This is a genomic window from Plantactinospora sp. CNZ321 (genome assembly GCF_004217235.1).
Genome location: NZ_SHKQ01000001.1, coordinates 4,844,423 through 4,867,817, shown reverse-complemented (window position 1 = coordinate 4,867,817; position 23,395 = coordinate 4,844,423). Strand labels below are relative to the sequence as shown.

The 23,395-nt window shown below is 71.2% G+C and carries 17 protein-coding genes; 2 read left to right on the top strand and 15 right to left on the bottom strand.

The window, feature by feature from the left end:
• Window positions 1-115 precede the first annotated feature (115 nt).
• Window positions 116-661, bottom strand: coding sequence for a GNAT family N-acetyltransferase (locus EV371_RS21100; RefSeq protein ID WP_130463579.1), 546 nt, complete (start codon window positions 659-661; stop codon window positions 116-118).
• Window positions 662-845: 184 nt separating this feature from the next.
• Entirely contained in the window at window positions 846-2,393 is a 1,548-nt protein-coding gene (locus EV371_RS21095) for a golvesin C-terminal-like domain-containing protein (protein WP_130463578.1), read from the bottom strand.
• A gap of 217 nt (window positions 2,394-2,610) precedes the next feature.
• Between EV371_RS21095 and EV371_RS21090 the strand changes: the two genes are divergently transcribed.
• Window positions 2,611-3,528 carry a hypothetical protein gene (locus EV371_RS21090; protein WP_130463577.1) on the top strand — a complete coding sequence of 306 codons (918 nt, stop codon included), beginning with the start codon at window positions 2,611-2,613 and terminating at the stop codon, window positions 3,526-3,528.
• Here EV371_RS21090 and EV371_RS21085 read toward each other — a convergent pair.
• From EV371_RS21085 to EV371_RS21035, 11 genes are all read right to left on the bottom strand, one after another.
• The gene (locus tag EV371_RS21085; RefSeq protein ID WP_130466097.1) at window positions 3,509-4,603 is read right to left on the bottom strand and encodes an NYN domain-containing protein; all 1,095 of its coding nucleotides are present in this window, start codon (window positions 4,601-4,603) and stop codon (window positions 3,509-3,511) included. The two genes, EV371_RS21090 and EV371_RS21085, sit on opposite strands and share 20 nt — an antisense overlap.
• Before the next feature lie 106 nt (window positions 4,604-4,709).
• Window positions 4,710-5,696: an NAD(P)-dependent alcohol dehydrogenase gene (locus EV371_RS21080; RefSeq protein WP_130463576.1), complete on the bottom strand. Its 987-nt coding sequence runs from the start codon at window positions 5,694-5,696 to the stop codon at window positions 4,710-4,712.
• Between the two features lie 293 nt (window positions 5,697-5,989).
• Window positions 5,990-6,691 carry a TetR/AcrR family transcriptional regulator gene (locus tag EV371_RS21075; protein WP_349340088.1) on the bottom strand — a complete coding sequence of 234 codons (702 nt, stop codon included), beginning with the start codon at window positions 6,689-6,691 and terminating at the stop codon, window positions 5,990-5,992.
• Between the two features lie 118 nt (window positions 6,692-6,809).
• Window positions 6,810-9,017 carry an alpha-glucuronidase gene (locus EV371_RS21070; RefSeq protein WP_130463575.1) on the bottom strand — a complete coding sequence of 736 codons (2,208 nt, stop codon included), beginning with the start codon at window positions 9,015-9,017 and terminating at the stop codon, window positions 6,810-6,812.
• Window positions 9,014-11,104, bottom strand: coding sequence for a beta-galactosidase (locus EV371_RS21065; protein ID WP_130463574.1), 2,091 nt, complete (start codon window positions 11,102-11,104; stop codon window positions 9,014-9,016). Before EV371_RS21065 ends, EV371_RS21070 begins: the two co-directional genes overlap by 4 nt.
• Window positions 11,101-11,790 (bottom strand): DUF624 domain-containing protein, encoded by a 690-nt coding sequence (locus EV371_RS21060; protein ID WP_130463573.1) that lies wholly within the window; start codon window positions 11,788-11,790, stop codon window positions 11,101-11,103. Before EV371_RS21060 ends, EV371_RS21065 begins: the two co-directional genes overlap by 4 nt.
• On the bottom strand, window positions 11,787-13,331 hold the full coding sequence (locus tag EV371_RS21055; RefSeq protein ID WP_130463572.1) for a GH39 family glycosyl hydrolase: 1,545 nt from the start codon (window positions 13,329-13,331) through the stop codon (window positions 11,787-11,789). Before EV371_RS21055 ends, EV371_RS21060 begins: the two co-directional genes overlap by 4 nt.
• A 114-nt stretch (window positions 13,332-13,445) precedes the next feature.
• Window positions 13,446-15,086 (bottom strand): extracellular solute-binding protein, encoded by a 1,641-nt coding sequence (locus EV371_RS21050; protein ID WP_130463571.1) that lies wholly within the window; start codon window positions 15,084-15,086, stop codon window positions 13,446-13,448.
• 56 nt (window positions 15,087-15,142) lie between these two features.
• Entirely contained in the window at window positions 15,143-16,105 is a 963-nt protein-coding gene (locus tag EV371_RS21045; RefSeq protein WP_486484730.1) for a carbohydrate ABC transporter permease, read from the bottom strand.
• Window positions 16,102-17,097 (bottom strand): ABC transporter permease subunit, encoded by a 996-nt coding sequence (locus EV371_RS21040; protein WP_130463570.1) that lies wholly within the window; start codon window positions 17,095-17,097, stop codon window positions 16,102-16,104. Before EV371_RS21040 ends, EV371_RS21045 begins: the two co-directional genes overlap by 4 nt.
• The gene (locus tag EV371_RS21035) at window positions 17,094-19,511 is read right to left on the bottom strand and encodes a beta-xylosidase/alpha-l-arabinosidase (RefSeq protein WP_130463569.1); all 2,418 of its coding nucleotides are present in this window, start codon (window positions 19,509-19,511) and stop codon (window positions 17,094-17,096) included. Before EV371_RS21035 ends, EV371_RS21040 begins: the two co-directional genes overlap by 4 nt.
• Window positions 19,512-19,802: 291 nt before the next feature.
• Between EV371_RS21035 and EV371_RS21030 the strand changes: the two genes are divergently transcribed.
• Window positions 19,803-20,840 carry a LacI family DNA-binding transcriptional regulator gene (locus EV371_RS21030; protein ID WP_130463568.1) on the top strand — a complete coding sequence of 346 codons (1,038 nt, stop codon included), beginning with the start codon at window positions 19,803-19,805 and terminating at the stop codon, window positions 20,838-20,840.
• Window positions 20,841-20,985: 145 nt separating this feature from the next.
• Here the strand turns inward: EV371_RS21030 and EV371_RS21025 are convergent, their stop codons facing one another.
• Together EV371_RS21025 and EV371_RS21020 are read right to left on the bottom strand one after the other, a co-directional pair.
• A complete protein-coding gene (locus tag EV371_RS21025) occupies window positions 20,986-21,900 on the bottom strand; it encodes a cation diffusion facilitator family transporter (RefSeq protein ID WP_130463567.1) in 915 nt (304 codons plus the stop codon).
• A 188-nt stretch (window positions 21,901-22,088) separates the two neighbouring features.
• Window positions 22,089-23,078, bottom strand: coding sequence for a substrate-binding domain-containing protein (locus EV371_RS21020; protein ID WP_130463566.1), 990 nt, complete (start codon window positions 23,076-23,078; stop codon window positions 22,089-22,091).
• Window positions 23,079-23,395 lie beyond the last annotated feature (317 nt).

Here is a 23,395-nt window from a genome sequence, read left to right as displayed (position 1 = left end):
CAGACGATAGAAGCTTCGCAACTCCTATCCTTCCAGCTCAGAGGGCACCTTCTATCTTCGGGGCACCACCAACCCAGCATTCATCGGTGGATCGAGGCTGAGGGGGCTCGCGCGCTCAGGCCTCCGTGTCGCGCCCACCAACGCAGTCGTATTTCCAGAACGTACTCGAGTAGACGAACGTCCCGGTCATCCAGGGTTCGTATGCCGACAGCCTGACCACCTGGAAACATTGGTCAGGGATACGCAGCGACGGTTTACGGAAGCCGTATTCTCCGGCCGGGCTGAAACCAGCGCGTGAGTAATATCGCGGGTCACCTTCCAGGAACACCAGCGGCACGCCCCGTTCGTCAAGTTCCTGCAGGCCACGACGGATGAGCGCGGAACCGACGCCACGGCGCTGCCACTGCGGTGCGACGGCGAGCGGGCTCAGTGACGCGACGTCTACAAGTCGCCGCGGTGCGTCGAGCAGGCACCGACTGAACATGATGTGCCCCACCACCCCATCCGTCTCCTCGGAGACGAAGGAAGCAGCGGTGGGATCGTCGCGGCGCAGCGCGTCTACCAGTTTCGCGACGGTCTCGCCATGTCCGGCGCCAAAGGCACGCCGATGGATGACGCGAATCGGTTCATGGTCGTGAACCTGTTCTTCCCGAAGGAGCATGGCCTGGACCGTAAGGGGCCGTCGCCGCGGCCGACAAACGAATATTCGCCGTCAGGCGTGGCTGACGGCGACATCCCGCAGCCTTCACGTGGACGTCGTCGTCAGCCTCTCACCGCGATCGGGGTGTGCATCGCCTGCGCCTGCGGCATTCCCGCGGTCCTGGGCGGCCGGGGCTCCGACGCGCTCAGACCCGGGTGATCCGCACCGCGTCCGCGATGACGTAACCGGTGCCCGACGTCCACCGGCTCACTCCCACCGTGTTCGCGTCCCCCGCCGCCAGCGTGAAGACTCCCAGGGACACCCAGCGGCCACCGTTGGCGCGCTGGTTCACCCGTACCGTCTGGTTTCCGCTGGTGGTGGCGATGATGAACGGCGTCGAGTCGTTGTACCCGGGGTCGGCCGGATACCAGACCGAGACGGCGTAGCTGCCGGTCTCCGGGATGTTCGCCCGGTACCAGGCGACGTCGCTCGACAGGACCGGGTCGGCGAACCGGTAGTCGGCGCCGAACCTCTGGCTGGAGTAGCTGGACACGCCCCAGTTCGCGCTCGCGGTGAACCGGTCGGCCGTGGTGTTGTCGATCGTGGTGCTCCACGCCTGTGCGGTGGAGACGAAGCCGATCCCGTTCGGCACCGCCCGCTGGGCGCCGTCGGACGGGGTGTTGCGGACCGATACCGAGGTTGCTCCCGGCATCCGGGCGACCAGGGTGCTGGAGCCGCCGCCGTCGAGGTTGATCGCGTCGTCGGCGCCGAGGGACTTCATGTACCTGGCGAGCTCCACATAGGTCATGCCGACGCTGGCGCTGGACCGTCCGTCCACCACCACCAACCACATGGTGAGGCCGTCTTCGGAGAAGCCGACCGCCGTACGCGGATTCCGCGGATGCGAGACGGTGGTGGCCACCCCGTCCCTGAGCAGTACGAGATTGCCGCCGATCGCGACCTGGGGGGCTCCGGCGCCGCTGCGTGGCGAGTAGTTGACGGTGACCTCGTCACCGACCGCGATCCCGGCCAGGGCGTCGGCGCCGGCGTTCACGCCGAGCACGACGACGGACCCGACCGGCACCTTGCCGCCCGGGGTGCTGCTGACCCGGCTGACCCGGCCGTCGGTTATCTCCACCTCCCGGCTCCGGGTGGCACCGTCGAGTGCCTGGCTGCGTGGCTCGTCGCCCCAGAGCGCGTTGTACACGCCGATGCCGTTGGCGGCGATGTTCGGCGAGTTGAGGTTGGTGGCGGTCAGCTGGGTGTCGTCGGGCAGGGTGATCTTCGCGTCGAGGAAGATCTCGGCCACCCCGCCCCGGGTGCCCGTGCCGTTGGCGTACAGCGCGGCCACGTTGTTCCAGCCGGAGGCGGGGCCGTGCAGCAGTGCGCCGTCGTCCAGCCCCACGCCCCGGGGTGCCCCGGTGGCACCGATGTCGAAGAAGTCACCGTTGACCGCGGCGACCGCACCCACCCGGTTCGCCTGGCTGGACAGGGAGGCCGTGGCCCCGACGGTTCCGGGGTTGAGGTACTTCGGCTTCAGGGTGGGCTCGGACAGGTTCGCCGTGAGGATGTTGATCCGGTTCGGACTGGTGGTCGAAGCGGTGCTCAGGGAGAGCCCAGGTGCCAGCGACGTGGTGGCGAGCGTTCCGACGTCGGAGCTGACGATGACCGCGACCGCCGGGGTGGGCGTCGCGCCGAGGCCGACGAAGGCGACCAGTGCGGATAACGGGACGGCGAGGGCTGATCGTCGCATGGCGTCTCCCGTGCGGGCAGGGGCGGGGTCGAAGATCGGTACGCGTGCGGAGGTTATTGTCACGTGCCGATGTCTAGTTGGCAAGAATCTCCGAAGTGGCAACTCGATGTCCGCGAAAGCACCGGACTCCTGATCGCGGGCCGGAGGCGTGGTCGCCCGGAAACCGGGTACGCCGGCGGCGAGCCCGAAATGGGTCGATCAACGAGAAGGACGGGCGATGCGGGACGATCGGTCGGCGGAGCCGCCGGAGGACACGACGGGCAACCAGCGCGACGCCCGGCGGAACGGGAGCCCGGGCGGCGGGGGACGGGGACGCGGCGTGCCCGAGGCCGAGCCCGACGTCCTGCTGGATGTACCGCAGGTCAGGGTGGAGCGGATCCGGCTCGGCGTGCACGGGCTGGATGCCGATCTCTCGCTGCGGGCCAGGCTGGCGAACCTGTTGCAGGTCGACGCGGGCGTTCGGGTTCACCTGGAGCGGGTCGATCTCGACATCGAGGGTGTCGAGGCGGCGGCGATGCTCAAGGTCCGGCTCGACGAGCTCACCCGGATCCTGGAACGGGCGTTGACCACCATCGACCGGAACCCGCAGATCCTCTCCCATGCGGTGGGCGGCCTGGTCGACGAGTTGAACCAGACCACGCGGCAGGCGGTGCGCGAGTTGGACGGTACCGCGGCGCAGGCGCTCGGCCGGCATGGCCCGGTGACCCCCGCCGTCGACCGGCCGCGACCACCCGTGGAAGGTCCGGTCGAGCCTCTGGTCGGGCCGGGAATCGAGCGCCCGGCCGAGCCGGCCGGCCGGGCGGGCGGCGGGCAGGCCGCCGGCTCGGCGGACCGGCCGGCCACCTCCGGTACGGGCCGGCCCGCAGCGGAGCCGGGCACCCGGCAGCAGGCTGCGCCGGTTTCGGCCGGCAGAGTCAGCGAGATGGCGGGTGAGGCGCTGCGGGTGGCGGGCAGCTTCCTGCGCAACGCCGCCCGTGAGGCCGGACTCAGCCCGCCGTCGACCGGCGGACGACGGTCCACACAGGAGCGCAAGTCGCCGGCTCGGGAGCGCGAGTCGTCGGCTCAGGAGCGCCCGGCACCGGGGCCGAAGCCGTCGACCGATGGACCGGAAGAGGTCAGCCGGGACGTGCGGTGAGCAGATAGTCGTCGTTGTCCGGGCTCCACCGCAGCTCGATCGCGCCGCTTGTGGCGGCGGCCTTGCAGAACTGGAGGAAGCTGCGGTAGCCGAGCTTCTTCTCGCTGAAGTCGGGCCGTGCCCGGCGGAGCTGGTTCTTCAGCCCGGAGAGCGCCACCGAGCCGTCCGCGCCGGCCAGATCCAGCAGGACGGTACGGAGCAGCCCGAACGCCACCTCCCGGTCGCCGTGTTCGGGCAACGACACCCCCGGGTCGCCCTTGGCGGGGCCCTCGGTCAGCTCGACCACGTTGTGCGCGGCGAGGTGCCGGAGAAGTTCCCCGAAGGCCCGGAACCCGTAGTCGGACTCGCTGAACGTCGGGTCCTTGCGCAGCAGCGTGCGCTTGAGCGTCGAGGCGGTCACCTCCCCGCTGGAGCTGCCCTGCAACCCCGCCACGGTCTGCGCGACCAGTTCGGCGAGCGTGTCGACGTCGCGTACCGGCTCCTCTACCCCCTGCGCGGGCTCGGGTCCAGGCTCCGCCTGCTGGTCCGGCCCGGCCGGTGGTGCCTCCGGGCCGGCCGGCCGGCCCGGTCGTCCCCGCCGTGGACGGGCCGAGGGGATGTCCACGCCCTCAAGGCGGTCGTAGTAGAGGAACTCGTCGCAGGCGGGCGGGAGCAGCGCCGAGGTGGACTTTTCCACGCCGACGCCGATCACCCGCTTGTTGAGTTCGCGGAGTTTGTGCACCAGCGGGGTGAAATCGCTGTCACCGGTGCAGATCACGAAGGTGGAGAGGTAGCCGCGTTCGAAGGCGAGTTCCACCGCGTCGACCGCCATCTTGATGTCGGCGGCGTTCTTGCGACTCGCACCCATCCGCTGCGGGATCTCGATCAGCTCCACGTGCGACCGGGTGAGCATCCGGCGATCCTCGTCGAAGTACGACCAGTCGGCGTACGCCCGGCGGACCACCACCCGGCCGCGTTCGGCCAGCGCGTCGGCGATCGGACGGAAGTCGAAGGCCAGGCCGCCGAGATGGTCCCGTGCGCCGAGCGCGAGGTTCTCGTAGTCGAGGAAGAGGGCGATCCGGTCTTCTTGATCCACGTGGCTCAGCCTACGCCCGACGAGCCGCTCCGGGTCGTTCCGGCCGGCGTGTCCGGCGTTGTCCGGGTTGTTGCCGAAAGTCATGTCCGGCGGTGCCGGCGAGTCCTCAGAGCGTCACGACCACCTTTCCGGGGCAGTGCCCCTCCTCCTGGTAGCGGACGGCCGCGTGGATCTCGGCGAACGGGTAGCGGCGGTCGACGACCGGGGTGACCGTGCCGTCCTCGATGAGGCGGGTCAGCAGCCGCAGGCAGTTGCTCTTGTCCGGGCAGCGGACCGCGTCGGCCACGGCGATCCGCTGTGAGACCAGTGGAGCCACCGCGACCGCGGCGAAGACCCGGCCGGCGGGCTGTAGCCAGCGACCGGCCGGGCCACCGACCGCGACCAGCGTCCCGTTACGGGTGAGCACCCGCCGGTACGCCGACACGGAGCGGCTGCCGGCGTTGTCCAGCAGCAGGTCGTAGCGGCGTCCGCGCCGGGTGAAATCCTCGGTGGCGTAGTCGACGACCTCGTCCGCGCCGAGCGAGCCGACCAGTTCCAGGTTCCGGGTGCTGCAGACGCCGGTGACGGTGGCACCGAACGCCCGGGCGAGCTGTACGGCGAAGGTGCCCACCCCGCCGGACGCGCCGTTGACGAGTACCCGCTGGCCGGGCTGGATCCGGCCCGCGTCGCGGAGTCCCACCAGGGCGGTGACGCCGGCCATCGGTACCGCCGCCGCCTGCTCGTACGACAGGTTCGCCGGTTTCGGCGCCAGCAGCTCCTCCCGGACGCAGACGTACTCGCCGAAGCCGCCCTCGGCGAGCAGGGCGTACACGTCGTCGCCGGGTCGGAACCCGGTCACGTTCCGGCCGACCGCCTCCACCTGGCCGGCCATGTCACAGCCGGGGACGGTGATGGCGGGGGTGCGCAGTCCGGGGCCGTCGGGCATCAGGCGGGCGACCAGCGGCTCGCCGCGGATGTGGTGCCAGTCGTACGGGTTGACGGAGGTGGCCCGGACCCGGACCAGCACCTCGTCGTCGCCGGGAGCGGGCCGTTGGACGTCGGTGATCTCCAGGGCCTCCGGTGGCCCGTACGCGCGCAGGACTGCCGCCTTCATCGTGGTCTCCCTCTTCCGGGATGCGGGTCGGGCGAACCCCCGGATGGAGATCGGCAGCCGCCCTTACGTTGTAAGTCTTACAACGTAAGGTACTCGTACGGCGTAAGGTTGTCGAGAGGTTCGCGGGAAATCGCCAAGCCGAATCGCGATGGACGGCGGTGACCGTCCGATCGGGACGGGCGGCCGATCGGCCTGCGCGAGCGGCTGGCGGGTCGTCGATGGGAGCGGCCGCTCGCGCGGCTCCGGTCGTCAGGCTCCTTCGCGGATGTCGTCAGGCCTCTTCGCGGGTGTCGTCAGGCCCCTTCGCGGATCCGGTCCAGTCCGTCCAGGATCAGGTCGAGTCCGAACTCGAACTCGGCCTGGTCGTCACACCAGCCCAGCGTCGAATCGGGATCGTCGTGGACGATCTCGCTCAGCATGCCGACCAGGTGGGGGAGCTGCCCGGCCATCTCGGCCAGCCCGGCCGCCGGATCGGTGGCGCCGTCGCCACCGTTCGGGTCGAACAGTTCCTGGGTGAACCCCAGCGCCCGACTGCCCAGCGCGTGCAGCGCGTGGTGCGCCAGGTCGTAGGAGAAGCCGCCCGCGCGCATCAGGCCGAGCAGGGCGTCGTAGTAGCGCAGCACCGCGAGGCTGGTGTTGGTGCGCGTCTCGAAGACCCCGGGCGCCCAGCGGTGCCGGAGCAGCACCTCGCGGGCGGAGAGGATCCGCTGGCGTACGGCCTTCTTCCAGTCGGCACCGTCGGCCGGTACGTCGATCCGGTCGACGACCTCGTTGATCTCGGTCGCGATCACGTCCACGACGCCGTCGAGCACGTCTTCCTTGTTGGCCACGTGGTAGTAGAGCGACATCGCCTCGGCCCCGAGGTGCTCGGCGAGCCGGCGCATCGTCAACGACTCGATGCCCCCGGAGTCGGCGACGCTGATCGCGGCCCGCAGCACCCGCTCGCGGCTCAACGGGATCCGGGGCTCGGCACCGGGCTCGGTCTGGCTGGCCACCTACCTCAACTCTCCTCCGGAACGACATCGTACAAGGCAGGGCCGGGCCCGGACCGCAGGTGGCACAGCCACGCCCGGCGGCTCCGTGGTGGCCGGTGGCTCGGTGGTGCCCGGTGGTTCAGTGGATCCGGCGGCCCCGGACGTCCGGCACTCCGGACTTGCGGAGGAAGTACGTGTTGATCGTGTCGCACCACTGCCTGGCGGAGCGCAACTGCTCGGCCAGCCGCTCGGTCACCCGGGCATGCAACGCGGGGTCCACCAGACCGGCCGGGCCGATCCGCTCCCACCGCCGCACCATCTCCGCCACCTGCTCGACCCCGGCGAAGTGGGTGTCGTAGATGTGCTGGATCACCGTCGACCCGGAGTGCAGCACGTGCTGGTACGGCACGTGGTGGAAGAAGAGCAGCAACTCGTCCGGGCAGGTGTCGAGAGACTCGTACCGGTCCGCCCAGGGCTGCGGGTACTGGCCGGTGAACCCGGTTCCGGTGGCCCGGGTGCGGTCCACCCCGACGCCGTCGCGGTCGGCGAAGTGGTAGGTGCCCCACCGCGAGTACTCGTAGCCGTCCACGTCGGGGCCGTAATGGTGACCGGGCGCGACCATGAAGCCGACCCCGAGCGGTGCCGTGTACCGCTCGTAGGTGCGCCACGAGTCGTCCAGCAGCGCGTGCAGCGTCCCGCGCAGCAGGTCGGGGTCGCCGGTCGCCGACGGCGTGAAGGTCAGGTCGATCCACTCGTCGAGGACCGCCAGCGGGTCGAGGTCGGGCGTCCAGCCGAGCCGGCCGGCGGCGTAGAGGTTGGCCTGGGCGAGCGGGTGCCCGGTCCAGTAGTGGTCGGCACCGACGTTGGAGACGACCACCAGACCGCCGCCGGCCGACACCCCCCGGTCGTCGTCGCCGGCAGGCGCCGTCCGGTCGCCGTCGCGGGACGACCCGCCGACCACCGCGGCGACGGTCGGTCGGCCCGGGCCCCAGGGTGCGAACCGGAGCACCTCGCTCCACCACGGGCCCAGGTAGCAGACGTGCCGCTGCTGTCCGGTGTACTCCTGGGTCGCCTGCACCTCCACCGCCAGCCGGGTACCCGGCATGGCCGCGAGCACCGGGGAGACCGGCTCGCGGGTCTGGAAGTCCATCGGCCCGTGCTTCACCTGCACGATCACGTTGTCCCGGAACCGGCCGTCCAAGGGGGTGAAGTGGTCGTACGCTGCCCGGGCCCGGTCGGTCGAGCGGTCCCGCCAGTCCTGCCGGTGGTTGTAGACGAAGGCACGCCAGTGCACCACCCCGCCGTACGGCGCCAGGGCGTCGGCGAGCATGTTCGCGCCGTCGGCGTGGGTACGCCCGTACCGGTACGGCCCCGGCTGCCCCTCGGAGTCCGCCTTCACCATGAAGCCGCCGAAGTCCGGGATCGTCCCGTAGATCCGCCCGGCGGCCCTGGCCCACCAGGCTCGCACGTCGCGGTCGAGCGGGTCGGCGGTGGGCAGTCCGTCCAGGGCGACCGGTGCGGCGAAGTTGACCGACAGGTGCACCCGGATCCCGTACGGGCGGACCAGGTCCGCGATCGCGGCCACGTCGCCGAGCCGGTCGGTCAGCAGCCGGTTCGCCGTGCCGTGCACGTTGACGTTGTTGACCGTCATCGCGTTCATCCCGCAGGCGGCGAGCAGCCGCGCGTACTCGCGGATCCGGTCGGTGTCGCCGCTCGGCGCACCGTCCCGCCAGAAGATCGACCCGCCCGCGTAGCCGCGCTCGACCTGCCCCATCACCGGATGCACGTCGACGTTGTCCCAGTGGCTGACCAGCCGCAGCCGCAGCGCCGGGCGGTGCACCCGCACCGGACGGTCGACGTCGAACGCCGCCGCACCGAGCCGGACCACCTCGAACAGCCCGTACAGCAGCCCGGCCGGGGCGTCGGCCAGCACCACCGTCACGCCGTCCCGGCGGGCCAGCGCGAAACCCTCCGGGCCGAGCCCGCCCCGGTCCGGTCCCGGTTCGCGGCCGACCTCGGCCAGGGGTGCCGCGCCGGCCGGCAGCGCCCCGGCAGTGCCGACGGCGAGCACCAGATCGTACGGCCGGGCGCCGACTCCGGGCCACGCGGGCCCCGCGGGCCCGCCGGGGAGGTGGTCGGCCGCCCCGTCGGGAAGACGGTTGGCCGCCCCGCCGGGGAGGTGCTGGACCGTGCCGCCGAACCGGGCACAGGCCCGAGCGACCTCGTCGCGCACCGTCTCCACCAGCGTGCCGTCGCCGCAGACCAGGGTCTGCCGCGAACCGATCGCCCGGAACGCCGCCGGCGGCAACCACGCCGGGTGCGGAGAGGTCCGGTCGGCGGTGGTCAAGGCAGTCCTTCCCGGTCCGTGTCGGAACCCGTCGCAGGTCGGGCCGGTAACGCCTCCTCGCGCAGCACCAGCACGCCCGTCGGGTCGAGCCGGATCGGCTGGCCCGGCGCGATCCGCTCCCCGCCGAGCAGGTCGGTACCGGCGGCGTGCGCGGTCGTCTCGACCGGCTCGGCGCCGTGGTTGAGCAGGAACCGCAGCCGCGTCCCGTCCGGGGCGACCCGCACCGTCGACTCCACGTCGGGCAGGTCCGCGTACGGCCCGACGAGGTCGTGCCGCTCCAGTACCCGGCGGACCACCCAGTGCACGCCGGGCTGGTCGAGACCGGCGGCGACGTACCAGCCGTGGCCGGCGCCGTAGCTGTTCCGGGTGACGGCCGGGGTGCCGGCGTAGAAGTCCGCCTGGTACGTGCCGACCACCTCGGCGCCCTGCGGAATCACCAGCTCGAAGATGAGCCGCGACTCGACCTCGACCTCGTCGCCGGGGTCGTCGCCGCGCAGGCGTACCGGGTTGACCACCTCGGGCGGACGGGCGTCCCACTCGTCGATCCGGATCCCGGTCAGCGGCCCGAGCGGACCGGGCACGTCCGCCAGGAAGGCGTTGTCGTCCTCGTCGACCCGGCCGGACAGGAAGGTGGTCAGCACCGAACCGCCCCGCTCGGCCACCGCCGCCAGCCGCCGCGCCAGGTCACCCTTCATCATGTGCAGCGCCGGCGCGACCACCACCTGGTAGCCGCCGAGGTCCGCGGTCACCGGCACGACGTCGACGTCGGCACCGGCCTCCCAGAGCGCCCGGTAGTACGCGTGCACGATCTGCTGGTAGCGCAGCAGCCGGGACGGGCCGTCGGAGATCTCCAGCGCCCACCAGCTGTCCCAGTCGAAGAGCAGGGCGACCCGGGCCGGGGTCCGGGCGCCGAGTGTCGCCGGACCGAGCCGGTCCAGTTCGGCACCGAGCGCGGCGACCTCGCGGAAGACCCGGGTGTCCTGCCGCCCGGCGTGCCCGATGACCGCGCCGTGGTACTTCTCGCAGGCGCCCCGCGAGGCGCGCATCTGGAAGAAGAGGACGGCGTCCGCGCCGTGCGCCACCGCCTGCCAGCTCCACAACCGCATCACCCCGGGCCGCTTCAGCGGGTTGACGTCCCGGGACGCGGTGTAGCTCGGGGTCTGCTCCATCAGCCAGAACGGCTGGCCGCCCTTGAGCCCGCGCATCAGGTCGTGGGTCAGCGCCATCCAGGCCGGGGAGTTGTCGTCCGGCGGGTAGTTGTCCCAGGAGGCGAAGTCGAGGTGCGCCGCCCAGCGGTGGTAGTCGATCGGCCGGTACATGCCCATGAAGTTCGTGGTCACCGGCACGTCGGGATCCGACTCCCGGATCGCCGCCTTCTCGTCGCGGTAGTTGGCCAGCATCGCGTCCGACATGAACCGCAGGTAGTCGAGGGTGATGCCCTGGAAGGCGGTGTGGTTAGGGCCGCGCCAGTGCTCGGTCAGCGCCGACGGCGGCTCGATCTCGTCCCAGTCCGTGAAGGTGTGCGACCAGAAGGTGGTGTACCAGGCGGCGTTGAGCGCGTCGAGGCTGCCGTACCGGTCGCGCAGCCAGCCGCGGAAGCCGGCGGCGCAGAGGTCGCAGTAGCAGGCGCCGCCGTACTCGTTGCCGACGTGCCAGGCGACGACCGCAGGGTTGCCGGCGTAGCGGCGGGCGACCCGGCGGGCCAGTTCGGTGGAGAGCCGACGGAAGACGGGGGAGCTGGGGCAGGAGTTGTGCCGCTGCCCGTACCGGTGCTTGCGGCCCTCGAAGTCCGTCCGGGTCACCTCCGGGTGCGCCCGGGCCAGCCAGGCGGGGTGCGCGCCGGTGCCGGTGCCCAGGCAGATCTGCCGGCCCTCCTCGGTGGCCCGCTGCACGATCCGGTCCAGCAGGGTGAAGTCGTAGACGTCCGGCCCCGGCTGGGTCAGCGCCCAGTCGAAGACGCCGAGCGTGACGGTGTCGATCCGGGCGGCGTCGAAGAGCCGGTAGTCGTCCTTCCAGACGTCCTCGGGCCACTGCTCCGGGTTGTAGTCCCCACCGAACGCCACCTTGGAAATCCGGGGCAGGCTCATCCGGTGAACTCCTTTTCGACCTTGCTGACCAGCGGGCGGCAATTGCGGAGCAGGGCCAGCACCAGCACCGAGCCGAGCAGTCCGAGTACCGCCTCGGAGGAGACCCAGACAACGCCGGCCGCCACCACCAGCAGGCAGGCGTTGCCGAGGGTCACCCCCGGGGTGTAGCCGAGGAAGTGCATCGCGAGCCGGGCGACGTCCCGGACCCGGAAGTGGAACAAAGACGTGATCACCAGGGCGTTGACGCCCCAGAGGGTGACGCCGAGCGCGACCAGCAGCAGCGGCACCCGCCACCAGCCGGGCACGTTGGCGGCGCCGAAGTAGCTGAGGTTCAGCGCGACGATGGTCAACCAGACCAGCCAGGGCAGCCAGATCGCCAGTACGCCCCGGACGTTGGCCCGGTAGCCGCGCCAGAACAGCGTCGCCGGCCTCAACTCGGTCAGGTCCGGGCGGTGGTGACGCAGCGCGTAGAGCGCGGCGGAGAGCGCCGGCCCGAGCGGCAGCGCGCAGAGCGCGACCAGCGGAAGGTTGCTGGCGTGCCGCTCCAGCAGGAAGAGCGGGACCAGGCCGGGCAGCGTGGTCAGTACCAGCAGCAGCTCGACCACCAGCAGGGTGTAGACCAGGGCCATGGCCCGGGACAGCGGCCCGGTACCGAACCGGGCGTCGGCCCGCCTCGTGTCGTTCATTCCCGCTCCTTCCCGGGCGTACCCTCCGGCGGTGCCAGGCCGAGGAGCCGGTCCTCGTCCCACCACGGCGGGGTCTCGTCGACCACCGCCGTGATCTCTACCAGGGTCACCTCGTGCCGGGCCAGGGTCAGGTCGAGGTCGACCCGGCCGGCCACGATCGGCAGGTTCCGGTGGGTACGGGCCGGTTCGGCGGCCTCCCGCAGCGCGTCGAGCTGACCGGGGCGCGGCGATCGCGGCCGACCCATCTCCGACCAGGCGGTCCAGGCGTTGCCGAGCTCCTCGTTCACCGTCGAGCGGAGCAGGAAGGCCGAGGCCGCCTCGGGCGGTCCGACCGGTACGGAGAGCGCCACCGCGTGCCGGTCGACCGGTGCCGCCCCGGTGACGTCGACCGGTGCCCAGGCGAGCACCGCGATCCGGCCGGCGGCGTCCCGGGTCACCAGGTGGTCCGGGCCGCGGGCCAGCACCTGGTCGCCGAGCCGGGCCAGGAAGGCGTACAGGTGGTAGGTGGGCTTCTTGACCTGGCGGTGGGTGAGCAGGCCGAAGCCGCCGTGGAAGAGCGAGGTCGGGATGCCGACCTCCTCGAACATGTCGCTGAAGGTCCAGTACGAGAAGGAGTCGACCAGGTCACCGCCGGCCGCCAGCACCGGTGCCAGGTACGCGGCGTGGAACGCGGTGTCGTGGACCGGGTTGTCCGGCCGGTACGACGAGTTGAACTCGGTGATGTGCACCGGCAGCCCGGCCAGCGCGGTGTCCCGGAGCAGCTTTCTCGGCGTGCCGAACTGCTCCAGCAGCCGGGACGCCGGAGCCAGCGTCTGGTGCACCCCGAACGGCACGTGCTGGGCCGGCCCGGAGGTGTACGCGTGCTTGCTGACGAAGTCGACCGGCACGTCCCGGGCGGCGACGAAGTCGGCGAAGCGCGGCAGCCACTCGTCGGCGCCGGGGGAGATGGCCGGCCCGCCCACCTGGAGGTCCGCGTCCACCTCCTTGACGGCGTGCGCGGTCAGCTCGTAGAGCCGGTGGTAGCCGGGCTCGTCCGCGCCCTGCCAGAACTGCTCCAGGTTCGGTTCGTTCCACACCTCGATCGGCCAGCGGCGCACCTCGGCGAGGCCGTACCGGTCGACCAGGTGCCCGATCGTGGCCTTGACCAGGTCGGTCCACTCCGACTCGGAGCGGGGCGGGGTCACGTTGCCCTGCCACCAGAAGACGGTCTGGTCGCCGGAGGCGAGGGCGGCGGGCATGAAACCCAGCTCGACGAAGGGCCGGATACCGAGGTCGAGGTAGGCGTCGACGACCTGGTCGACGTAGCTGAAGCTGTGGTGGATCCGGCGCTGACCCCGATGTTCGTACGGCCGGTGGATGCCGACACCGTCGCTGAGCAGCCCGTGCCCGCGGATGTGCCGGAAGCCGATCTCCCGCTGGACCAGCGCGAGGGAGTCCTGGTAGTCGCGGCGCAGTGCCAGTTCGAAGCGGCCCGTGCCGACGCAGGTCCGCCAGGCGTCGGTCAGCTGCCCGATCGGCTGCTCCGGTACGCGGATGTGCATGTGGTCCTCTGTTCCGTGTTGCGCGGGCCCGCCCGCCCCGGTCGGGCGGGGCGGGCCGCTGTGCCGAGGCCCGGTCCGGTCGTGCCCACCGGGGTCACGACCGGACCGGGTCGGTCAGCCGTGTTCCTTCTGGTACCGCTCGTACGCCTCCTGCACCTTCTCCATGTAGGCGTCCATGTTCTTGCCCTTGAGCTCGGTCAGGTAGGCGTCCCACTGGGCGAGGTCACGCTGGCCGAGGATGAACTGCAGGGTCGCCTGGTAGACGAAGTCCTTCAGCGGCGTCTGCCAGAGCGACACCTGCTCGCGCTCCTCGTCGGTGAACGGGAACGGCGGCATCACCGGTCGCGGCGTCCGGGCGTTCATCACCTTCTGGAACTCCTGCTCCTCTGCGGAGAAGAAGCCCTGCACCAGCTCGGGCTTGCCGCCGTAGGCGAAGACGCCGTTGTAGAACCCGAAGTCCTTCTGGAGGTGCTTGGGCGCGTCGGGGTGCAGCCCGATGACGTTGACGTCGGGGTGCAGGGTGGGCTTGCCGGCGGCGTCCTTGACGAAGGTGGTCCCCTCGACGCCCCACTTGGCGAACGTCTGCCCGTCGTCGGAGTAGAACAGCCAGTCGATGAACTGCATCATCGCGACGAAGTTCTTGCTGTCCCGGGCCTTCTTGGAGATCATGACGCCGTTCTCCAGCCGGCTGGCCGGGTTGATCTCGCCGGCCGGACCGATCGGCAGCGGGATCTTGGTCAGCGTCGCCTTCGGCAGCGTCTTCGCCAGGTCCGGACGGTAGTCGTTGACCAGGGTCTGTGCGTTGCTGCTGATCACGAACGACTTGCCGTTGGCGAGCTTCTGCCGGGCGTTGTCGTCGGTCTGGGTGAAGCTCTCCGGGTCGAGCAGCCCCTCCTTCACCAGCTTGTTGAGGTAGGTCAGCATGTCCCGGTACTTGTCGCTGGCCGCGGTGTAGAAGAGCTTCTTGGCGTTCGGGTCCCAGCTGACGTGCTGGAAGTTCCAGCCGGCGCCCTCCAGGCCGTACGAGGCGGCGAGGATGTTCAGCAGGTTGCCGGCCGGGTTGGGCTGGCTGAACCGGTCGGAGAACGGGAAGGTGTTGGGGTACTTCGCCTTCATCGCCTTGAGCACGGTGTAGAGCTCGTCCCAGGTCTTCGGGATCTCCAGGTTCAGTTCCTGCAGGATGTCGGTCCGGATCGCCAGCGAGTAGTCGTGCCAGGGCTTCTCGTGTAGCCCGGGCAGCAGGTAGAACTTGCCGTCCGCTTGGCGGCGCTGGTTGATCTCAGGAGCCAGGTTCCACTTCTCGATCTTGTCCTTGAAGTTCGGCATCAGGTCGAGGTAGTCGCTGACCGGCAGGATGGCGCCGGAGGAGACGAAGGTGTCCTCCTGGCTCGGGTAGGTCTTCGGAATGATGAAGGGCGCGTCGCCGGCACCGATCAGCAGGCTGCGCTTCTGCTCGTAGTCACTCAGCGGTACCGCGACCGGCTCGATCGTGACGTTGGTCCGCTTGGTCAGCTCTGTCCAGAAGAGCCAGTCTTCCTTCAACGGATAGTTCGGGTGGTTGTTGTAGAGAAGGGAGAAGGAGACCGGCTCGGTCGCCTTGAACTGCTGGTTGACGCCGAGTTCGGCCATCGCGCCGACCCGGTTCTCCGAGAGGTCCTCGGACGTGGATTCGTCGCCACTGCCGCAGGCGACGAGGGAGAGCGTGAGCGCGCCGGCAGCGACCACCGCTGCTCGGCGCCGGGCTCGTTGGAACATCAGGCTTCCTTTCGCTGGTGGTTCGTGGGTTCGACGGCTCACCCCCGCCTGCCGGGCTATCCCTTCACCGCGCCGAGCATCACGCCCGACACGAAGTACCGCTGCACGAAGGGGTAGACCAGCAGGATGGGCAGGGTGGTGAGCACGATGGTCACGGCCTTGAGCGTCGCCTCGGCCTGTACCTCGTTCGCCTCGTTGATGGCGCCGACGTTCTCCGCGCCGACGGCCCCGGCGATCAGGTTGCGTAGATAGACGGTGACCGGCAGCAGATCCTGCCGATCCATGTAGAGGAAGGCGGAGAACCACGAGTTCCAGAAGGAGACCGCGTAGAAGAGGATCATCGTGGCGATCACCGCCTTCGACAGCGGCAGCACGATCCGCAGCAGGATCCCGTACGTGTTCAGGCCGTCGACCGCGGCGGCCTCCTCCAGATCAACCGGCAGGCTCTCGAAGAACGCCTTCATGACCAGCAGGTTGAACACGCTGATCGCGTTCGGCAGCACGATCGCCCAGATGGTGTTCGTCATGCCCAGGCTGCTGATCAGGACGTAGTTGGGGATCAGGCCGCCGTTGAAGAACATGGTGAAGACCGCCACGCCGATCAACGCCGTCCGGCCCTTGAGGTGGTGCTTGGAGAGCACGTAGGCGAAGCAGGTGGTCAACACCATCGCGATGAGGGTGGCGACGACGGTGTAGACCACGGTGTTCCGGTAGTTGGTCCAGAACAGCGAGTCCTTCATCACCAGCTGGTACGTGTCGGTGTTGAACCCACGCGGCACCACGCTCACCCGACCGGCGATGATGTACGCCTCGTCGCTGAGCGACCGGGCCACGATGTTGAGGAAGGGGTACAGCGTCACCACCACGACCCCGGTCAGCACGATGGCGTTGATCACTTGGAACACTCGGTAGCCCCGGGTGTCCTGGATGCCGCGCCGTCGCCGGGGCCGGCCGAGCCGCTCGGCGGCCCGCTCCGGGTCGGCGGCCTCGGGCCGGGCGGTCTGGGAGTCCACGGTCACCACAGGCTCGTCCCCACTGTGCGACGGGAGATCGCGTTCGCCGACAGGATCAGGGTCAGCCCGATCACGGCCTCGAACAGTCCGATCGCGGCGGCGTAGCTGAAGTTGCTTGACTGGAACGCCATCCGGAACAGGTAGGTGGAGATCACGTCCGCTGTCGGGTACGTCAACGGGTTGTAGAGCAGCAGGATCTTCTCGAAGCCGACCGCCATGAACGTACCGATGTTGAGGATCAGCAGCGTGACCATCGTGGGCCGGATGCCGGGCAGGGTGACGTGCCAGGTCTGCCACCACCGGTTGGCGCCGTCGATCCGGGCCGCCTCGTAGAGGTTGTCGTCGATCGTGGTCAGGGCGGCGAGGTAGAGGATGGTGCCCCAGCCGACCGTCTGCCACACCTCGGAGGTGACGTAGATGGTCCGGAACCACTCCGGCCGTTGCAGGAACGGGATGGCGTCGCCACCGGTGAGCTTCACGAGCTGGTTCACCGTGCCGTCGGTGGAGAGCAGCTGCATCACCATCGCGGCCACGATCACGATCGACAGGAAGTGCGGCAGGTAGGAGACCGACTGGACGAACCGCTTGAGCTTGCGGGTCCGGACCTCGTTGAGCAGCAGCGCCAGGATGACCGGCAGCGGGAAGCAGACCACCAGGGTCAGCGTGCCCAGGATCAGGGTGTTGGTGAAGACCTCCCAGAACGTCGGGTCGGAGAGGAACATCTTCACGTAGCGCAGGCCGACCCAGTACTCGCCGAAGATGTTGCCGCCGGGCCGGAACCGGCGGAACGCGATGATGTTGCCGAGCATCGGCAGGTACCGGAAGATCAGGAAGAACAGCAACGGCAGGATGGCAAGCGAGTAGAGCTGCCAGTCCCGGCGGATCGCCTGCCGCCACGTCCGGCGGTGCTTGCGGGAGCGGCGGCCGGTCTTCCCACTGCCCGGCCGGTCGGGCTCGACGGTGACCGGCGGTGGGCCCGCGGCCGTGGGTGCACTCATCCTCGTACCTCCGCAGCGGTGGACGGGAACGTGGGGGCCGGCTCGACCCGGGCCGGCGACAGCAGGCGGCGCAGGTGGCCGACCTCGCGTTCGGGGCCGGTGAGGCAGAGCCGGATCGCCGCGACCTGGTCCCGGCTGGAGCGGCCGAACCGCAGCTCCACGTCGCCCGGCTCGACGATCCGCCGGCCGTGCAGCCCGGTGAAGGCGGCGACGTCGGCCGGGACCACGAACGTCGCGTACGCCGCCTGGCCGGCCGCGAGCGGCACCCGGGTGTAGCCGACCAGCCGGACCACCGGCCGGGTGGTCTGCGCGACCGGATCGTGCAGGTAGAGCTGCACCACCTCGGTGCCGGCCCGGGAGCCCGTGTTGCGCACCGGGATCCGCACCGTCACCTCGCCGTCGACCGGCCAGCCGGTCACCCGGTCCGGGTCGGCCCCGGGCAGCCCGTCAGGCCCGACGACCTCCGGGGCACCCCACTCGAAGGTCGTGTAGCTCAGCCCGTGCCCGAACGGGAACGCCGGGGTCGGGTCGACCGAGGAGACCTCCGAACGGTGACCCAACGGCGGGGCCAGATAGGTGGCGGGCACTCCGCCGGTGTCCCGGAGGACGCTCACCGGCAGCCGCCCGGACGGGTTCACCGCGCCGGTGAGCACCTCGGCGAGCGCCTGCCCGCCGCGCTGGCCGGGGAAGAACGCCTGCACGACGGCGGCAGCCGGGTCGCACTCGGCGCCGAGGGCGTACGGCCGGCCGGCCAGCAGCACCAGCACCACCGGGGTACCGGTGGCGAGCACCGCCGTCACCAGCTCGGCCTGTACGCCCGGCAGCCGCAGGTCGACCGCGTCACATCCCTCGCCGGAGGTGCCCCGCCCGAACAGGCCGGCCCGGTCACCGACGGCGAGGACGCAGACGTCGGACTCCCGGGCCGCCGCCACCGCGTCGGCGAAGCCGGAGGTGTCGTCGCCGGTGATGTCGCAGCCCGGCGCGTACCGCAGCCCGGGGTATAGCTGGCCGAGGGCGTCGCGCAGCGAGGGGATCTCCACCCCGAGCCCGTGCTCGGGAAACCGCACCCCGATGTGGGCGGGGAAGGTGTAGCAGCCGAGCATGCCCATCGGGTCGTCGGCGAGCGGGCCGACCAGCGCCACCCGCTGGCGCGGGGCGAGCGGCAGCACGCCGTCGCTGTTGCGCAGCAGCACGACGGACTCCCGGGCCAGCCGCAGCGAGACGTCCTGGCTGACCTCGTCGTCCAGGCGCAGCAGCTCGACGTCGTCCGGCACCGGCCGCCAGTCCGCGTCGAGCAGGCCGAGTTCGGCCTTCTGGATGAGCACCCGACGCAGGGCCCGGTCGATCAGCGCCTCGTCGACCCTGCCCGCGCGTACCGCCTCGACCAGCGGGGCTCCGAAGGCGTCCACGGTGGGCAGCTCGACGTCGATCCCGGCCCGCAGGGCGAGCCGGGCCGCGTCACCGCCGTCGGCGGCGACCCGGTGCAGCGTCTGCAGGAAACGGACCGCGAAGTAGTCGGCGACCACCGTGCCGGTGAAGCCCCACTCGTCCCGGAGCAGGCCGGTCAGCAGGCTCTCGTCGGCGGCGACCGGTACGCCGTCGATCTCGGAGTAGGAGTTCATCACCGAGCGGGCGCCGCCCAGGCGCAGCGCCATCTCGAACGGCGGCAGGATGACGTCGGCGAGTTCCCGCTGCCCCATCGGCACCGGGGCGAGGTTGCGACCGCCCCGGGATGCCGAGTAGCCGGCGAAGTGCTTCAGGGTCGCGACGACACCGCCGCCCTCCAGACCCCGGACGTACGCCGCGCCGATCGTGCCGACCAGGTACGGGTCCTCGCCGATGGTCTCCTCGGTCCGGCCCCACCGGTAGTCGCGGGTCACGTCGAGCACCGGGGCGAGGCCCTGGTGCACCCCGGCGGCGCGCATCGACCGGGCCATCCGGCCCGCCGCCTCCTCGACCAGCTCGGGGTCGAAGGAGGCCCCCCAGCTCAGCGGCGCGGGGTAGACGGTGGCCCGCCAGGCGGCGAAGCCGGTGAGGCACTCCTCGTGGACCTGGGCGGGGATGCCGAACCGGCTGGACGCGACGATCTGTGCCTGGGAGGCCGCCAGCGAGCGCGCCCCGGCGACCGGGTCGACCGGCGCGGTGCCGAACGGGCGGGTGAGCTGGCCGAGCCCGTGCCGGATCACGTCGTCCCACTCCGGTGCGGCGTCCATCATCTCGAACTGGTGCGGGGCGACGCCCTCGCCGGAGGCGTCGGCACCGACCCACACCCCGACGAGTTGGGCGACCTTCTCGTCCAGCGTCATGAGGGGGATGAGTGCCTCGGCCCGCTCGGCGGCGGAGAGTCGCGGATCGCGCCACGGCGCGGCGATGTCCGTCGTGGCCTCCTCGGCCACGGGCAACTGGCTCTTCATGCGACCCCTTCGGGCAGACCGTGGCACTGTCCGGTCGGGGCAGTGTGGCGGTCAGGCCGGCGAATCTTCGAAACTTTCGGCAATATCTGCGTTACCTGTGCGGGGCAACCTATGTGTCCCGGCGAAGATGTGTCAAGGGTCTCTGAACTGCTGGATCGGCGACCTGATCGCATATCGTGCCCGGAGTGGCCCGGAGGGTCAGTCGAAGCCCACCGCAAGATCGAACCACGGTCGGTCATCCCGGTGTTAAGGTTTCGCACCGAAAGTTTCGGATAGTTGCGGAGGCTGTCGATGACGAGATCCCGGCGGATCGTCGGTACCGGTGCCGCGACGATCGCGACCATCGCCGACGAGGTCGGGGTCTCCCTGACGACCGTCTCCAAGGTGCTCAACGGCCGCTCGGACGTGGCGCCCGAGACCCGGGCCCGGGTCGAGGCCAGTCTCGAACGGCATCGGTACCGACGCCGCGCGAAGCGCCAGTCGACCGAGGTGGAGCAGATCGACCTGGTCTTCCACGAGCTGGCCTCGGGCTGGGCGACCGAAATCATCCACGGGGTGCAGGCGGTCACCGAAGCCGCCAAGGTCGATGTGGTGCTGTCCCAGTTGGGCGGCCGGCACCGGCCCTCGCAGCAGTGGCTGGAGGGGGTGCTGCTGCGCCGGCCGCTCGGCGTGCTGCTGGTGCTCTGCCACCTGACCGAGCCGCAGCTGCAGCAGCTCCAGCGCCGGTCGATCCCGCTGGTGGTGGTCGACACGGACAGCGCGACCTCGGCCTCGGTGCCGACCGTCGGCTCCAACAACTGGAACGGTGGGCTGCTCGCCACCCGGCACCTGCTGGAGCTGGGCCACCGCCGGGTCGCCTGTGTCTCCGGTCCCGAGGACGTGCTGTGCAGCCGGGCCCGGACCGCAGGCTTCCGCTCCGCGCACGACGACGCCGGCATCCCGGTCGACCCCACGCTGGTCCGGTACGGCATGTTCTCCGCGCACGCCGGCTACCAGCACGGGATGGAGCTGCTGACCCGTCCGGACCGGCCCACCGCGATCTTCGCCGGCTCCGACATGCAGGCCCTGGGGGTGCTCCGCGCCGCCCGGCAGCTCGGCCTGGAGGTGCCGACGGATCTCTCGGTGATCGGCTACGACGACCTGCCGGTGGCCTCCTGGATCGGCCCCGCCCTCACCACGATCAACCAGCCGCTGCGCGACATGGCCGGCACCGCGACGCAGATGCTGCTCGATCTGGCCCGGGGTGCGGAACTGTCGACCACCCGGATCGACCTCGTCACCGAGCTGGTCGTCCGGGAGAGCACCGCGCCACCCCGACAGCCGGACTGAGCACCGGCGGCCCCGCCGTCTCGGTACCGGCCGCCCCGCCGTCTCGGGCCCCCGCCGCCTCGCCACACTGTGTGCCGGCCGCCCCGCGGGCCGTCTCGGTGCCGGCCGCTCCGACGCCTCTGCCGGCCGGCTCGATCCGCCGCCGTCACCAGTCCGCGTCCTGACACACCTTGTGCGTGGTGGGCGGCTCGATCTGCAGGGTGCAGTGGTCGATGCCGAAACCGTCGTGCAGCCGGGCGCGCGCGGCGGCGAGCACCGGAGCGACGTCGGCGCCGGGAGCCAGCGCGAGGTGTGCGGAGGCGACGTCCATCCCGGAGGTCAGGGTCCAGACGTGCAGGTCGTGCACTCCGGCGACTCCGGGTACCTCGGTCAGGCTGGTCGCCACGGCGGCGACGTCGATGTGCGGCGGCGCGGCCTGCACCAGTACCCGTACCGCGACCCGGGCCAGTTGCCAGGTCCGGGGGAGGATGAACAGGCCGACGGCGACCGCGACGAGCGGGTCGGCGTAGCGCCAGCCGGTGGTGGCGATGACGACGGCGGCGACGATCACCCCGACCGAGCCGAGCAGGTCGCCGAGCACCTCCAGATAGGCGCCCCGGACGTTGAGGCTCTCCCTGGCACCGGCGCGCAGCAGCAGGAACGCCACGATGTTGGCGGCCAGGCCCACGACGGCGACCGCCAGCATCGGCCCGGCCAGCACCTGCGGCGGGTCGTCGATCCGGCGTAACGCCTCGACGATCACGAAGATCGCCACACCGGAGAGGAGGACGGCGTTGGCCAGGGCGGCGAGCACCTCGAGCCGGTAGAGCCCGAAGGTGCGTTGGCCGTGTCGGGCCGCCCGGGTGGCGGCGGTGATCGCGGCCAGGGCCAGCCCGATGCCGAGCACGTCGGTGAACATGTGCCCGGCGTCGGAGAGCAGCGCCAGCGAGCCGGTCCACCAGGCCGCGCCCGCCTCGAGCAGCAGGACGCTGCCGAGGACGGCCACCGCCGCCCAGAGCGGCCGGCGGTGGCGCTCGCCGGCCCGTATCGCCTGGCCGCCGTGGTCGTGGCCCGCGCCCATCTGTCCAGCCTCCCGCCGTCGAGGTCGTCGGGAGACAAAATATGCGGACATTGCAATGTGTGCAAGTTGAAACTGGATGCCGATGCCGATGCCGATGCCGATGCCGATGCCGATGCCGGTGCTGGCCGGTGCCGACGAGCGCCGGGTAACCCCTGGTCACCCGCCTCGCTCACCGGCGACCGGACCCGTCAGGCGCTCTCCCGGAGGATCAGCTCGGACGGGTACGCGGTGGCCGGCGGAACCCAGGCCCGGTCGAGTACCGCCATCGCGGCCGCCGTGGCGATCTCCTCGACCGGATGGCTCGCGGTGGTCAGGGTCGGCGCGCTCAGCGCGGCGAACGGCACGTCGTCGAAGCCGGCCACCGCGATGTCGCCCGGCACGTCGATCCCGCGCCGCCGCAGCACCGCCAGCACCCCGAGCGCCATCGCGTCACTGTTGGCGAAGACCGCGTCGGTGTCCGGCCAGCGATCCAGGATCGTCAGCATCGCGGCCTGGCCGCCGCCGGCGGTGAAGTCGCCCGGCACCAACCGGCTCGGCAGCCCCGCCGCGCGCATCACCTCGTGGTATGCGGTGACGGGCCGCCGGGTGCAGGGCATCCACTCCGGGCCGCTGATCATCGCGATCCGGCGGCGTCCCGAGGCGAGCAGGTGCTCGACGATGGTCCGGCCCGCGCCGCCGTTGTCGACGTCGAACGACGGTACGTTCCGGGCGCCGATGCCGATCGACACCGCGCGACCCTCCAGCGCGGTCGGCACCGCCTCCAGGATCAGTTCGGTAGTGTTGATCATCAGCACCCCGCGGACGCCACGGTCCTCGGCCAGCTGCCGCAGTCGGGCGGGCGCGTGCAGCGGCAGCCACTCCAGGGCGACCCCGACGTCCCGGCGCGCGCAGACCTCGGCGACGGCCCGCACCACCCGGTCGACGTACGGGTCGTGCAGCACCGTCGGCACCGCGCCGGCCACCGCCACGACCAGGCGCACTCCGGCGCCGGTGGCCAGGGCTCGGGCCGCCGGGTCGGGCGCGTAGCCGAGCTGCGTGGCGGCCGCGACGACCCGGTCCCGGGCGGTCTCGGAGGCGGCGCCGTATCCGGCGATGACCCGGGAGGCGGTGGACCGGGAGACTCCGGCGGCCCGGGCCACGTCCTCCAGGGTGGCTCGGCGCGGGGGGCGGCTAGGCACGCCGGCTCCCCGGCGCGACCGGACACGGGCATGGTGGGGCGGCGACGTAACGACCAGGCTGACGCATGGGCAAATGATGCACCCGCGAGCTATGCGTCGGCTAACCGGTCGTGGCCGCAACGGCGCGACCGCCCCGGCCAAGCCGCCGAGCCGAGCCGGCCCGCCGGCCCGCCGTTTGCGCCCGGCATGCCCGCTGTTTCCAGGCGGCCTCCCCGCTGTTTCCAGGCGGCCTCCCCGCTGTTTCCGGGCGGCGGGGCGGGACGGGCGCCATGTCCGCCGTTTCCGGCTTGTGTCGAGAGCGGTCCCAGGGGTGCGAT